11 protein-coding genes are annotated in these 13,671 nt (G+C 68.9%); 5 read left to right on the forward strand and 6 right to left on the reverse strand.

Going from position 1 to position 13,671, the window contains the following annotated elements; genetic code table 11:
- Nucleotides 1-49 precede the first annotated feature (49 nt).
- Both ACMGFE_RS12235 and ACMGFE_RS12240 read left to right on the forward strand, forming a co-directional pair.
- Nucleotides 50-1,762, forward strand: a complete 1,713-nt coding sequence (locus ACMGFE_RS12235) for an asparagine synthase-related protein (RefSeq protein ID WP_436925480.1) — start codon at nucleotides 50-52, stop codon at nucleotides 1,760-1,762.
- Between the two features lie 31 nt (nucleotides 1,763-1,793).
- Nucleotides 1,794-2,798, forward strand: coding sequence for a DUF8471 domain-containing protein (locus ACMGFE_RS12240; protein WP_436925481.1), 1,005 nt, complete (start codon nucleotides 1,794-1,796; stop codon nucleotides 2,796-2,798).
- Nucleotides 2,799-3,109: 311 nt separating this feature from the next.
- Here ACMGFE_RS12240 and ACMGFE_RS12245 read toward each other — a convergent pair whose 3' ends face one another.
- Entirely contained in the window at nucleotides 3,110-3,505 is a 396-nt protein-coding gene (locus ACMGFE_RS12245) for a CopG family ribbon-helix-helix protein (RefSeq protein WP_436925482.1), read from the reverse strand.
- Nucleotides 3,506-3,608: 103 nt separating this feature from the next.
- Between ACMGFE_RS12245 and ACMGFE_RS12250 the strand changes: the two genes are divergently transcribed.
- Entirely contained in the window at nucleotides 3,609-4,436 is an 828-nt protein-coding gene (locus ACMGFE_RS12250) for a hypothetical protein (RefSeq protein ID WP_436925483.1), read from the forward strand.
- 174 nt (nucleotides 4,437-4,610) lie between these two features.
- Here the strand turns inward: ACMGFE_RS12250 and ACMGFE_RS12255 are convergent, their stop codons facing one another.
- From ACMGFE_RS12255 to ACMGFE_RS12275, 5 genes are all read right to left on the reverse strand, one after another.
- Nucleotides 4,611-6,563, reverse strand: coding sequence for a hypothetical protein (locus ACMGFE_RS12255; protein ID WP_436925484.1), 1,953 nt, complete (start codon nucleotides 6,561-6,563; stop codon nucleotides 4,611-4,613).
- Complete coding sequence (locus tag ACMGFE_RS12260; RefSeq protein ID WP_436925485.1) at nucleotides 6,556-7,491, reverse strand: glycosyltransferase family 4 protein; 936 nt, start codon at nucleotides 7,489-7,491, stop codon at nucleotides 6,556-6,558. Before ACMGFE_RS12260 ends, ACMGFE_RS12255 begins: the two co-directional genes overlap by 8 nt.
- 478 nt (nucleotides 7,492-7,969) lie before the next feature.
- Entirely contained in the window at nucleotides 7,970-8,257 is a 288-nt protein-coding gene (locus ACMGFE_RS12265) for a GYD domain-containing protein (protein WP_436925486.1), read from the reverse strand.
- A 137-nt stretch (nucleotides 8,258-8,394) separates the two neighbouring features.
- Nucleotides 8,395-8,970: a metal-dependent hydrolase gene (locus tag ACMGFE_RS12270; protein ID WP_436925487.1), complete on the reverse strand. Its 576-nt coding sequence runs from the start codon at nucleotides 8,968-8,970 to the stop codon at nucleotides 8,395-8,397.
- A gap of 7 nt (nucleotides 8,971-8,977) precedes the next feature.
- A complete protein-coding gene (locus ACMGFE_RS12275) occupies nucleotides 8,978-9,919 on the reverse strand; it encodes a hypothetical protein (protein WP_436925488.1) in 942 nt (313 codons plus the stop codon).
- Nucleotides 9,920-10,150: 231 nt separating this feature from the next.
- Here ACMGFE_RS12275 and ACMGFE_RS12280 point away from each other — a divergent pair, with 231 nt between their 5' ends.
- Together ACMGFE_RS12280 and ACMGFE_RS12285 are read left to right on the forward strand one after the other, a co-directional pair.
- Nucleotides 10,151-11,497, forward strand: coding sequence for a polysaccharide deacetylase family protein (locus ACMGFE_RS12280; RefSeq protein ID WP_436925489.1), 1,347 nt, complete (start codon nucleotides 10,151-10,153; stop codon nucleotides 11,495-11,497).
- 479 nt (nucleotides 11,498-11,976) lie between these two features.
- Nucleotides 11,977-13,530 carry a flippase gene (locus ACMGFE_RS12285; RefSeq protein ID WP_436925490.1) on the forward strand — a complete coding sequence of 518 codons (1,554 nt, stop codon included), beginning with the start codon at nucleotides 11,977-11,979 and terminating at the stop codon, nucleotides 13,528-13,530.
- Nucleotides 13,531-13,671: the final 141 nt, after the last annotated feature.

The following is a 13,671-nucleotide window of genomic DNA, read 5'->3' on the forward strand; positions in this document are numbered from 1 at the left end:
GGACGTCCCGTCGCGCGACGACGCAGACGACGTCGCGAGGTGCACGACCGTGTACAAGGAACTGTTCGGTGTATTCGACGACGCGGACGCGTTCCGACGCTTCAGGACCGGCGACGAGTACGACGCCGTCGTCGCCGGCGAGTACCTGACCGTCGGACTTCGAGATCCGGCCCTGGGCGTGACGGGCCGTAGCGACGTCTACGAACACGACGCCGGTCACTGCGTCGTGTGGGGCGAAGCGTTCTGTCCCACCGGCGGCGACGACGTCGCCGCCTGGCTCGCCGACGCCTACGCCGAGCGCGGTACCGACGCCCTCGCGGCCCTCAACGGATCGTATCTCGTCGCACTCGAACACGGTGACGAAGCCCTCGTCGCCACCGACCCGATCCGCTCGTGGGAGTGTTTCTACACCGACGCCCCGGGCACTCGCGTCTTCGGCTCGGACGCGGCCTCCGTCGGGCGGACCGTCGACGCGCCGCGCGTCTCCCGGCGAGCGCTCCGGGAGTTCCTCCACCTGAGCGTCGTCTTCGGCCGGCGGACGCTCCTCGAATCGGTGAGCCGGGTGCCGTTCGACGCGACCCTCGGGCCCGACGGCGTGACGCCGCTCGACCGATTCGTCTACGATCCAGGGAAGTTCGACTACGCGGCCGAACTCGCCCGCCGCCTGCGCACCGCTATCGAGCGCCGCAGCGACTATCCCGGCGAAACCGGCCTCCTCCTCTCGGCCGGCTACGACTCGCGCGTCCTCCTCGCCGAACTCCCCCACATCAGCCAGTGTTACACGGTGGGCGACAGCGACGGCGAGGAAGTCACCCGCGCGGCCGAGGTGGCCGCGCAGTACGGCGTCTCCCACACCGCGCTCGACTCCACGGACGATTACCTGCTCGTCGACGCGAACAAGTCCCGGTACGGGCAGGGGATCAAGGAGTCCCTGCACGTCCACCACGCCGACCAGACCGACGCCATCGGCGTCGATTCGGTGTACCACGGCCTGCTGTGGGACACGCTCTTCCGCGGCCACTTCCTCGAACCGTCGACCCTCCCCGTCGGCGGTATCGAGGTGCCGCTGGGCGGGCTCGACCCCGACGCGGACCCGGTGGACGCCCTCCTGGGCCGCATCGGCTACACGGAGACGGGGAGCCACCGCCTGCGCGATTTCAGCGGCGTCGGACCGGACGACCACGAGGCGTTCGCCCGCCGCGCCGTCGCCGAGGCCGTCGACGACGTCCGCGAACGCATCGTCGACGACGACCGCGCCGTCGACGTCCAGAACGTCATCGACGCCTGCGGCATCGTCAACCAGCCGACCCTCCCGTTCCGGACGCACCTGGCGGACAACTTCCTCGAATCGTTCGTCGCCGTCGACAGCGGCCTCCTCGAGTGGCACCTCCGCACCCCACCGGAACACCGGTCGACGGAGACGTTCCTGGCCGCGGCCAGACGGCTCGACGGCGACATCCTGCGTCACCGGCCGCCCAATCGCCCGTACGACTCGGCCCTGCTCAACGGCGCGGTCGACCTCTGTCGGCGGACGCTGCCGTTCGTCGACCACGACAGCGCCTCCTGGCCCAGCCGAACGGAGAACTTCGAACGCCACCAGCTCGACCAGCGGCTGTTCCCCGAGCGCGGCTACCTCCACGAGCTCCGACCGCGACACAAGCTCCGCGTCGCCGACGTCGAGCGGTGGCTCGGCGACTGCCTCGACGCGAACGTGGACCGCGACCCCCTGGCCGTGATCGACGCCGGATTACGCTCCCGATAAGTAAGGACCCGCCGCGTCTACCGGTGATCGGATGAACGAACGCGGACACTGGTCCATCGACCTGGTGGCTGTGGGGGCGGCGACGGCCGCCTGCGTCGCTGGCGTCGCCGCTGGCGTCGACGGCATCGCGCGGATCCTGGTCGCCGCCCCGCTGATCCTCTTCCTGCCCGGCTACGCGCTCGTCGCCGCGCTGTTCCCGGAGCGCGCGGCGAGCGGCCACTCGCTCATGCCCTTCGACGAGTTCGAAGCGGCGTCGCTCGGCCCCAGCGAGTACCTCCGGGACGGCGCGGGGCTCGGCGCCGAGGGCCGGTTCGCCCTCTCGGTCTGCTGTAGCGTCGCGGTCGTCCCGCTGGTCGCGCTCGGCGTCGACCTCGCCGGCTTGGGAATTCGGCTCCGGCCCCTGCTCGCCGGCATCGCCTGGACGACAGCGCTCGCGCTCCTCGCCGCCGCCGTCACTCGGTTGCGGGTCGACCCCGAGGACCGATTCGCCGTCGCGTTCGCGCTCCCCCGCGTGTGGTATACGCCAGGCAGAAATCGTATACACGAGGCTACGATCCCCAACGTTCTGCTCGTCGTCGGGCTCGTCGTCCTCTCGACGAGCGTCGGCTACGCGGCGGTCGCACCCTCCCAGTCCGAGGGGTTCACCGAGTTCTACGTCGAGACGGACGACATGACCATCGACAGCCAGGCTAACTACCCCGACACGTTCTCCCGCGGCGAGGAGTCGACGCTCGACGTGTTCGTCGGGAACCGGGAGGGCGAGCGCGCCGATTACACGGTCGTCGCGGAGCTCCAGCGGATCGACGGGGGAGCTGACGGCAACGGGACGGTCACTGTCACCGGCCGTCAGCACCTCGCGACGCGCGACGTGAGCGTCCCGGCAAACGAGACGAAACGCACTCCGCTCGCGATCACCCCGGACCTGTCCGGCGAGAACCACCGGATCGTCCTCCACCTCTACCGCGGCGACTCGCCGGAGAACCCGTCGCCTGCTTCGGCGTACCGGTCGCTCCGGCTCGACGTCACGCTCTCCTGACTCGCTCGGCGGCCGTCCACCCTCGACTCTCTTCCTCTCCGCGTTTCCGCACTTCTCCATTCCGACCCGACGCCGTGACGACACCGAAGTACCGTTCTCCGCTGGCCGCTCGTTCGACGACGCGCTCGACGAGCGGCGGGCGGAAGCGCTACGGACGGGGCGGCGTCGTCCCGGTGTCTGTTTCTCGCAATGACTGAACAGGCGGGAGCGGCTCTGTCGAACCCCTCCGAAGTAGACCTGTTTCGACTACCTACGGTCAGTACAGGTGAAACACATCGCGAGTGTCCCTCTCGAAGGTTTCTAGCTGATCGTCATTCTTCGCCGTCTCGGATGACCATCACCTTGACCCGGTTGACGCCGTCAAAGTCGCGGAGTCGGTAGGTGAGGGTACGTACTTGCTCGGCTGATCCCCGACAGAACAGTGATTCGAGGCACCACTCCCCTTGGTGCGTATGACTCGTGTTGAGGATCACGTCTTGATACTCGTGTTGGACAGCGTGGAGTTCCTGTATCACCTCGTGGTGGCGATAATCGAACGCGACGAGCGCGACGACTTCCCCGCTCGTCTCTTCGAGGCGAGAGTGAGACTCGATGTACTCCAGCATCGCTTCTCGGGCCGCTCGGGACCTGTTTTCGATGTCCTGCTCTTTCCAAACTCGGTCGAACTCTTCGACGACTTCGTCTGGAATATTGAAACTCGTTCGCATAGGTGTTGGCTCGTCGTGATTCTACAAGAGGTTCTCGTATGATGATCCACCCACTTCGGTATTAACATCCGTTATTCACGTCGATAGCAGAGTCTCGATCAGGATGTTACACGGCGAAGCGCTCGGTCTCTTCCTCGGGGCAGTTGCGCTCGGCGCAGTCCACGGCATCGAACCGGGTCACGGGTGGCCCGTTGCCGCCTCGTATGCGCTCGACCAGACGAACAAGTGGGTGTACGGGTTCGCGGCGAGTCTCATCATCGGTGTCGGCCACCTTATCAGCAGTATTGCGATGGTGGGGGTGTTCTTCTACGCGAAAGACTACTTCAACCTCACGCAGGTCAACGAGCCGATGACGATACTCGGTGGTATCGAAATTGGCGGGCCAGTCAGTCTTGTTGCCGGTGTCCTACTTATCGCGCTTGGAATTCGTGAATACTTCCACGGGCATTCTCACGGCAGTCACGGTGATGACGGCCACTCCGACCATCACAGCCACGACCACCATGAACTGGAGGAGCATTCGGGTCATTCTCACGAGCAGAGCCATTCACACAACCACAACAACGGACCGATCACTCGTTTGAAAGCTTTCGTTCCCTTCGCCGGTGGACACTCTCACTCACACGATGACCCCGAAGCTACCGCTGACCGTGGCCTCCTCGGGATCGGGTGGTTCGCGTTCGTCCTCGGATTCGCCCACGAAGAGGAATTCGAGATTATTGCGCTCTGCGCCGGGTCGAACCACTGCCTCGAGCTGATGAGTGCGTACGCCCTCACCGTCATCGCGGGGATCGTGGGACTGACGATGCTGTTGATTGCAGGCTACCAGCACTCAGAGGAGGCAGTCGAGCAGTACACGCCGTACCTCCCAGCATTTTCCGCAGCCGTCCTCGCCATCATGGGATTTGGTTTCATCACCGGAGTTTTCTGACTTGCCCGTTCAATTCGCGGTCTTCGTTGACCCGCTTCGTCCCATCCGCTCCGGGCCAGGTACGTTCGTCCGTACCGCCGGTGCCGCTCACCGTGTCCTTGCCGTTCGGACTCGTGACGAAAAACCGAGACCGAACGGCCGTCACGTCACAGCGGTCCGCCGCGGGAACCGTCGTCAGGAAGGCGCGGTACAGAGCGCCACGTCACCGTTGGCGTAGAGGACGTTCTGGTTCGGTCGGCAGACCCGCTCGCGGGGCACGTTGAGCGCGTGTCCGTTCCCGCCGACGAGGAAGTAGGTCGCTTCCGTGGACTGGGCGCGGCGATAAACGGTGATGTCGTGTTCGGACCGCTGGCTCTCGTTGAGGACGGCCACGTCCGTCGGGTGCGAGTCGATCCGGTCGATGACGGTCTGGTAGGGGTGGTCGGTGAAGATCACCTGGTCGGGGCGTATCTCCTGCCCCCGAGGTCTGCCGGTCATGTCGCCGATCGTGTGCGCGGCGGTGATCTCGGACTCCGTGTAGGCGAGCTCCTCCCGGTCGTCCTCGAACACCGGATTGTCGACGGTGGCTTCGCCCGAGAGTATCATCGCGCCGGGGTAGACCGCGACGAAGAGGAGGAGGACGGCGGCCAGGAGCGGTTTCGCGAGGTCCCGCGAGAGGTGGCGGAAGCCGACGGCGGCGAGGACGGCCATGGGGGCGTAGAGGAACGCGAACCACCGCGTCGGGATGAAGTTGCGGATGCCGAACATCGGCAGCAGCATCACGAACACGAGCATGACGGCCGCCGACACCAGGAGCGTGAGCACCGACTGGCGAGCGTGGTCGCGAGAGACCACGTAGAGACAGCCGACGAACGTCGCAAAGAGCAGGAACAGGAAGCCGAGCGTGTCGACGTACAGCGCGACCTGCTCGATCAGCGTCGTCTCCGGCCCGGCGGCCGACCCGGACGCCGACCCGCTCGCGAGGTTGAGAAAGCCCGCGCTCGTCCGGATCGTCTCCTCGAGGTAGCTGAAGACGGTTTCGAGGAACGAATCGCCGTTGTACGGCGTCAACGACCACATGAACGTGACGAACCCTGCGTCGAAGACGAACAGCCCGACCACGTTGACCGTCTCGCGCCGCGTGAACCGCAGCGGTCGGTTCGGGTCGAAGACGCCGAGCGACCCCAGTACCTGCGCGACGATGGCGGTCAGCAGCGTCACCAGCATGATGAACGACGACACCTGGTGGGTCAGGATGACGACGACCGTGAGGAAGACGAGCAACAGGAAGTCGCGGCTGCCGTACTCGGTGCGCATCACCCGGACGAGCGCGTAGAGGACCGCGAGGTAGAACGCGAGCCCCATGCTCGTCGGGATGAGGTGCATCCCCCACTGGATGGTGTAGTCGCCGATGGCGTACAGCGACGCGGCCAGCACCGCCCACCGCTGGCGGACGAGCAGCCCGGTCGTCAGGTAGACGAATACCACGGAGATCGGCATCGCGACGCCGAGCGACAGGTACAGCGCCGCGCGGAGCGGGACGTCGTAGAGGAAGGAGGCGGCCGCGACGAGCAGGTGGTACAGCGGCGACGCGTAGTACTTGTCGCCGGCCATCGCCGAGAGCGAGTGCTGGGTCGCGACCCTGTCGGCCAGGATCGGCACGTGGGACCAGATGTCGATGCCGATGAACCCGGGCGTGGTGGCCAGCGCGGTGAAGCGGAGGACGGCCGCGAACAGGACGACCTGGACGAGCGTCAGCCGCGCCCGGAAGTCCTCGTCGCTGGCGGCCAGCGGCTGGACCGTCAGCGCGGAGGCGACGACGGCCGCGACGAGGTAGAACGGCAGGGTCCGCCCCCCTTCGACGGTCGCGACGACCACGAGCAGCCCCATGGCCGCGAACGACAGCCCGGGCAGCGAGCGCGCGACGGTCGTCGGCAACAGCGGCGGCGCCGTCGCCTCCCGCGGCCGGTACACGGCGATCAGGTAGAGCGCACAGGCCAGGCCGAGGACGAGGGGGATCGTCAGGATGTAGATCTGCGAGGCGAGAAACCGAAGCGGGAAGAGCGCGAGCGCCACCAGGAGCCCCCCGAACGCCGCGAGCACGTCGAGGCGGACGCCGCTCGACCGGCCCGCGCCGAAGCTAGACATCGGCGACCGCCTCCCCGCGGCCGACGCGGCGGTACACCTCGGCGAGGCGCTCGCCCATCTGGTCGATCCCGAGGCCGTCGACGGTCGCTCGCCCGTCAGAGCGCCGGTCGCCGTCGAGGACGGCTTCGATCCCGTCGACGAGCGCCGCTTCGTCGTCGCAGACGCGGCAGTTCGAGACGCCCGAGAGCGTCTCGCGGACGAAGCCGACGTCCGTCGACACGACGGGCACGTTGCACGCGGCGGCCTCCTTGACGACCATCGGCCCGGCCTCCCGGGTCGACGTGACGAGGACGGCGTCGCTGGCGTTCAGGTACAGCGGGACCTCCTCGTGGGGAACGCCGGTGAGGATCCGGAGGTCGGCGTCGACGTCGGCAGCCTCTACCACTCTGCGGGCGCGCGGGTAGTCTTTCTCCGGGCGGGCGGGGTCGTACGGGAACAAGACGACCCGCTCGTCGGGGTCCCAGCCGACGCGGTCGCGTGCCTCCGCTCGCGGGACGGGGCAAAAGCGATCGAGGTCGATGCCGAAGGGGACGACGGGGTGGTCGCCGGGGACCGCGGACGCGCAGGCGCGACTCGGCAGGACCACCGCGTCGGCGGCCCGGGCGGAGAGGCGGCTGAGGCCGGTGAGCCACCTGCGGTCGCCGAACAGGTCGGTCCCCCAGGGCGTGAACACCACCGGGCGGGTGGGCTGGGCGAGCGCGAACGGCGCCGTCAGCCCGTAGTTCGCGTGGACCAGGTCGTACCCGTCCAGGCTGTGGTCGAGGACGCGCGGCAGGTAGCGGGCGTAGTCGGCGGCCGTCCGCGGGGAGTCGGGCTCGTACTCCCCCGGCACGCCCACCGCGGTGCAGTCGATCCCGCGCGCCTCGAGCGCGGCCAGTTGCTCCTCGAAGAACGATCGCGTCGACGTGTAGAGGTGGAGGGCGCGCATCTGTTACCCTCCCGCCCCGTGCGCCCGCTCGGCGATTGTCGCGCAGCGCCCGCTCCTCCCACCGAGACTGGCTCTCGACGCGTGACCTCCCGTGTCGTGTTGTGTCGTCGTCATTCGTTCGATGCCCCGGGGCGCCGCTGTCGCACGGCGCACCGTCGCTGGTTCGGGCGTCGCTCGCGGCGTGGTTTATTATAGGGGCGGTAAGCGAGACGCGCCGGCAGCCCCTCACCACCGCCACCCTGGCCGCGCCGCTTACCATCTCGCTAAAATCGCTCACTGGATCTGTCCGCCTGCTCGACTCTCCGTCCGCCCACTCGACTTCCCCTCCACTCGCTCGACTCTCCGTCCGAGCGCGCAGCGGCTGTCGCTACGAGCGGTGCGGCGGACCGCGTCCAGACCGAACCGGCGCGTCCCCGGGCAGACGGCCCGGCTACCCCGGTCCGTTCGGCCCTCTCGACGGGAACGGAGGCCGTCCCAGTCAGATGTCCTCGACGAGTTCGCCGACCCGATCGAGGGGGAGCGCTTCCATGGTCTTCGTGTCGAGGCCGTGGCGCTCGATGACCTGCGTCACCTGGAACGCCGTCTCGCTGCTCTCGACCGTGAACCTGACGTGGAAGTCGTAGTCACCGAGAATCGCGTACGTCTCCTCGACGTCGCCCCCGAGTTCCTGGATGTCCTCCCGGATCGCCCCCCAGATCGACACGAACTCCTGGGGATTCTGGAACTGGCCCTCGTTCACGTCGACGTGAGTGATGTATGTTGGCATAGGACACGATTCGTCAGTGGGGCGGCGTCCCAATGTAGATTTCGACGTTCCATCGATCCGGACTGTTTCGCGTCGTCCCGTCCGCGTCGCAGTCCTGCGGTCGGACGGTCCCTAGCCGGAATCGGAGCGGGCCGGCGTCACCGGCCGTCGAGGAGTCGCCAGGCGGCCAGTGGACCGGGCGCGCCGTCGGCCAGCCAGAGGAGGCCCACGGCAGTGACGAGCCCGATCTGCACGACGAGCAGCGGGCTCGGTTCGAGCGAGAGTATCTGGGCGAGATACCGGAGGAAGTACACGAGCGCCCGCTCGACCAGCCCGCGGTCGGTCACCGGGCCAGGAAACGAGGCGACCGGCCAGAGGACCCGGCCCACGGGGACGGGGTCGCCTCGCAGGACGGGATAGACGAGGTCGCCGGCGAGGTGCGAGAGCCAGCCGATCCCGAACGCGGCGACGGCCGGCTCGCCGCGCCGCTCGCGGACCGCGACCGCGGCGGCGACGCAGAGCGCCGGACCGACGACGAGCACCGAGTGAGCGGGCCCGTAACCGACGGCGAACACGTCCAGCGACCAGGCGAGCGGTTTGTCGACGAGGTCGGGCACCTGGGTCCCGAGGGCGAGCAGCAGGACCCACTGGCCGTCGGGGGCGTGTCCGTCGACCGCGTGGACGGCGACCGAGTAGCACAGGTAGCCGACGGCGAGGTGCTCCCAGGGCCACATCAGCGGGTCACCCGTTCGACACCCGTTCGACGTCGCTCGTCGGCGTGCGCCAGCCTGTGTCGGTGGCGGTCGTCTCGACCCACGGCACACGCTTTACCGGTGGGATGGCCAGCCCGTCGAGGTGGCCGTACGCTCCCCACTCGCCGAACGCCTCGCCGTGGTCCGCGGTGATCGCGACGGTCCGCGCGTCGAGGTTCTCGAGGAGGACCGTCACCTCGTCGAGGACGTACCGCAGGTCGTCGAGGTAGCGCTCCCAGAGGAGTTCGCGACTCACGTCGCCGTCGCGGAGTCCCGACCAGGCGTCGGTCTCGTCCGTCCGGTCGTCCCCGTCGGTCGTCCGGCCCAGCGAGGGCGTGCCGGGCTGGCCGTAGTGGGCGACGAGTCGACCGGCGTCCGTCGCGCGGCCCGCGACGATGGCTCGTTCGGTCACGTCGCCCGGCGGCACGGCTCCGATCCGTTCGTCGCGCCCGTGAGGCCAGACGCGAACGAGGTCCGCGAAGTCGTCGTCGCTCACGACGTTCCGGCGCGGCCACCCGAACGGGACCGTGAGGTTCGGCCCGTACACGCCCTCCTCGAAGACCGGTTCGGCGAATGCGCTCGCCGTCACGTGCGCGGTGTCTGCGACGGTCTCCCGGTGGTCCGTCGTGAACGTCTTGACCAGCCACTCGGGGGAACTGCACCCGACCGAGCGGACGCTCTCGATGTCCTCCCGGTCGAGGTACGGGTACTCCGGCGCGACAGCGCGGAGCGCGTCGACGCGACAGGCGTCGAGGACGATCAGCGCGTCCCAGTCGCGCTCGTAGACGTTTCGACCGGGCTCGACGCGCGAGGTGACGGTGTACCAGAGCCCGAGGTACGCGCAGTAGGCGCCCCGGAGGACCGCCCGCCGGGGGTCCTCCGTGAGCCCCTCGCGGAGCGCCGACGCCCAGCCGCTGAAACTGACCGGCATGCCCGACCCTTCCCCAGCGGTCGGTTTCACTATGCGTTTGGTAACGACGAAACCGCGGTTTAGCGCAGTCGTAAGCCGACGCGGGCGGCGGGAGAACCCGCCACGGCCTCGCGAGTCCGGCGGCGGAACGCGTCGTCGCGTCCCCGTCTGGTTCGGCAGGCGAGGCCGTGGCGAGGTGCGCGCCGCTACGGTCCCGATAAGAAAGACGGGTCGGCTCGTCGGGACGGGTGCATGAGTCGACAGACCAGACGAGCGTTCCTCGGCACCGTCGGGGCACTGTCCGTCACGGGTTGCCTCTCGTCGTTCCGCTCCGGCGAGACGGATTCACCGGATCGCGACGTCACACACACGGACGGCCCGATCGCCAACGGCACCGCCACGGCCACCGCCTCGCCGACCCCGGACGAGACGGCGACCGCACCGAACGGCACGGACGCGCCGACCGCGACCGCCACGCCGACGAGTCCGCTCGACCTCCCGGGCGAACAGCTCGACGACTTCGAGCGCTTCGACCGCTGGTTCGTCCTGAGCGACCAGGGGGAGCTCTCGGCGGAGACGAGCGACCCCTACGACGGGAGCCAGTCCGCGCGCGTCGAATCGCAGAGCGGCGACGCCTTCGGCGGCATCTACACGGCGTTCAGCGAACCGCAGGACTTCTCGGACCGGAACCTCTCGCTGGCGGTCAAGCTCTCGAAACCGGAGATCGCGAAGATCTCCGTGGCCCTGCTGGCGCCCGACCGCGGGAACATGGTCCGGATGATGCGCACGATGCCCGGCCCGACCGACCGCTGGGTCCGCGTCGACTTCGGGACGACGACGGTCGAGCGCGACCCCGACCTCTCGAAGGTCCAGGAGATCCGCATCGTCTGCCGCCGGCGCGGCGGGGTCGAGGAACCGGTCGAGTTCGCGGTCGACGATCTGCGCGCCGTGGAACGGCCGGAGCGAGGCCGGGTCATGCTGACCTTCGACGACGCCCACGAGAGCCACTACGAGCGCGCGTTCCCCGCGATGCAGGAGTACGGCCTGCCGGGCGTCGAGGGTGTCATCGCGGCGGCCGTCGGCAACACGGACCGGCTCGACGTCGGGATGATGCGCGAGATGCGCGACGCCGGCTGGGACATGGCCTCGCACCCCGTCACCCGCGGGCGACTCCTCACGGAGTTCTCGGAGGCCAAGCAGAAACAGCGCATCGAGGACAACAAGCAGTTCCTCGACCGGAACGGGTTCCGCGAGGGTGCGCGCCACTTCCTCACCCCGCAGAACATGGTCGGGCCGAACACCGACGACCTGGTCCGCGAGCATCACGAGTCGCTGTTCACCTTCGGCGGCATGCCCAACGGCCTCTCCCCGACGACGACGTACAACTTCGGTCGCATCAACGCCACCGACCCGAGCGCGGTCCAGCAGTACGTCGACTACGCCGAGCAGTACGGCCAGCTCGTCGTCCTGAACCACCACGCGATCGGCCCGGACGGGATCTCCGAGTCGGACTTCCGCGCCACCCTGGAGTACGTCGATCAGGCGGACGTCGAGGTCGTCACTGCGTCGGACCTCCTGGACGGCGACCTCTCGCCGTGATCCCCGTCCGAGACGCTTTCAGTACCGCCCTCGGCCCCCGCGGTCCCCGAAGTCACCTCCACCGATCCAGCAGCCGACCCCACCGGGCCAGAAGCTCCCTCCACCGATCCAGCAGCCGACCCCACCGGGCCCGCAGTCGGACGGTGCTCCGTCGCGGGGGACGGTCCGATCGCGATACGGCGGTTCCTGTCCCGCCGACCGCGAACCGGACCGCGCCACCGCCGCGCGCCCGCCCGACCGCGGCCGCCGGCGCGGATCGGGCGGATTTCCCGGCCGCCGTCGCCGGTGACTGCGGCCCGACGTTCCCTTATCAGACGCATAAGAAAGGCGGCTCCGGCGCGACGTTTCCATATCCGTGAACGTCGCCAGCCACGGCGGGGCCCCGACCGCTCGCACGCCCGTCGGCCGTCGCGTCGCGACCGGTCCGGTCGCTCCCGTCGATACCGGCCGCTCCGACCCGGATCCGGGGTGGTCGTAGCGTGGACCGGACCATCCTCAGCGGGTTCCTGTCGATCGCGAGCGCGAAAGCGATCTCGCTCGTGATGGGTATCCTCACGACGCCAGTCCTCTATCAGCTGCTCGGGCCTCGCCGGGTCGGCATTTTCGGCACCGTCGTCTCGGTGCAGGCACTGTTCATGATCTTCGTGAGCGCCGGCGTCACCGACGGCGTCCGCAAGTACGTGGCCGAGGACCGCGACCGCGACCGCTGGGAGGGAGCGGTCGTCGGCTTCTACTTCCGGCTGGCGCTCCTCCTCGCGGCGGCCGGCGCCCTCCTCATGTTCTCGGCGACGTACTTCGGGCTCGTGGCGACGGTGTTCGGCCCGGCCTACGAGCCGCTGTTCTACCTGCTGGTCGTCGGCGTCTTCGCCGCGCAGTTCTGGGGCTACGCCCGCCGGACGCTCATGGGGTTCGGCCTCGAACGCTACTCGGAGCCGCTGAAGGTGTTCAACCACGGCCTCTTCGTCGGACTCGCGCTCCCGCTGGTCGCGCTGGGCTTCGGCGCGGCGGGCGCGCTCGCGGGGCGCGTCTTCTCGGGCCTCGTCGCCGCCGTCGTCGGACTCGCCATCATCGCGCGGAAGGCCTCGCTCCGCGGCGCGACGGCGTCGCCCGACTGGCTCCCCCGCCGGGAGATGCTGACGTTCAACTCGCTGACCGTCCTCCTCATGTTCCTGATGATGTCGCTGTACCACGTCGACGTCGTCATGCTGCAGGTCCTCGTCGGCGGCGCCACCGTCGGCTACTACAAGGGCGCGCTCACCCTCGCGGAGTTCCTCTGGATGGTGCCGCTGATGATCCAGTCCGTGTTTGTCCACTCGATGTCGGAGCTGTGGTCGAACGACCGCGTCGACCGCATCAACGAGATCGCGGCCCGGACCACCCGCTACACCCTCCTGTTGACGGCGCTGATGGGACTCGGACTCGTCGCGCTCGCCGACGTGGCGGTCCCGACGTACCTCGGGAGCGAGTACACCCCGGCGGTGACGCCGCTCGTCCTGCTGGTCCCCGGCGCCGTCGGCTTCGCGCTCGCTCGCCCGCTGCTCGCCATCGAGCAGGGGAAAGGCGACCTGCGATACCCCATCGCCGCGACCGGCGCGAGCGCGGTCGTCAACGCCCTGCTCAACCTGGCGCTCATCCCGCGCTACGGGATGCGCGGCGCGGCGGTCGCCACCAGCGTCGGCTACGCGTCGATGTTCGTCTTCCACCTCTGGAGCGCCCGCCGGATCGGCTTCCAGCCGCTGGCTGACCTCCGAGTCGGGCGCGTCGTCGCCACCGTCGCGCTCGCGGCCGGTCCCATCCTCGCCCTCCCGCGGTTCGTCACCGCCGACCTGCTCGTCCCGGTCGTCGGCGTCTCGCTCCCGCTCTCGCTGTTCGCCGTGCCGCCCGCGGGCCTGCTCGTCTTCCTGACGATCGCGTACCTCACCGGCGCGGTCGGCCTCGGTGAGACGATCGACGTCCTCACGTCCTGTCCGGACCCGCTCGGTGCGGTCGGGCGTCGGCTCCGTCGGCGGTTCCCCGAGCGCACCGCGGGCTAACCGTCCGCCCGGGCGGCGAGACAGTTGCGCGGCGCTTACCCGAGACATAATAATGGCACCACGGGGCCGGTGTTCGGTCATGACGCCGATCGAACGGGCGCAGTCGCGGCGGCCCCGCTCGCCAGCATCGGGCCGAACGGC

The sequence above is a fragment of the Halosimplex amylolyticum genome (genome assembly GCF_051414035.1).
Taxonomy (GTDB): domain Archaea; phylum Halobacteriota; class Halobacteria; order Halobacteriales; family Haloarculaceae; genus Halosimplex; species Halosimplex amylolyticum.

Excerpts from the sequence above, each read along its gene's own strand:
- ACMGFE_RS12250 (WP_436925483.1), top strand. The coding sequence starts at position 3,609 with ATGTTACACGGCGAAGCGCTCGGTCTCTTCCTCGGGGCAGTTGCGCTC.
- ACMGFE_RS12280 (WP_436925489.1), top strand. The coding sequence starts at position 10,151 with ATGAGTCGACAGACCAGACGAGCGTTCCTCGGCACCGTCGGGGCACTG.
- ACMGFE_RS12275 (WP_436925488.1), bottom strand. The coding sequence starts at position 9,919 with ATGCCGGTCAGTTTCAGCGGCTGGGCGTCGGCGCTCCGCGAGGGGCTC.
- ACMGFE_RS12260 (WP_436925485.1), bottom strand. The coding sequence starts at position 7,491 with ATGCGCGCCCTCCACCTCTACACGTCGACGCGATCGTTCTTCGAGGAG.
- ACMGFE_RS12265 (WP_436925486.1), bottom strand. The coding sequence starts at position 8,257 with ATGCCAACATACATCACTCACGTCGACGTGAACGAGGGCCAGTTCCAG.
- ACMGFE_RS12270 (WP_436925487.1), bottom strand. The coding sequence starts at position 8,970 with ATGTGGCCCTGGGAGCACCTCGCCGTCGGCTACCTGTGCTACTCGGTC.
- ACMGFE_RS12240 (WP_436925481.1), top strand. The coding sequence starts at position 1,794 with ATGAACGAACGCGGACACTGGTCCATCGACCTGGTGGCTGTGGGGGCG.
- ACMGFE_RS12255 (WP_436925484.1), bottom strand. The coding sequence starts at position 6,563 with ATGTCTAGCTTCGGCGCGGGCCGGTCGAGCGGCGTCCGCCTCGACGTG.
- ACMGFE_RS12245 (WP_436925482.1), bottom strand. The coding sequence starts at position 3,505 with ATGCGAACGAGTTTCAATATTCCAGACGAAGTCGTCGAAGAGTTCGAC.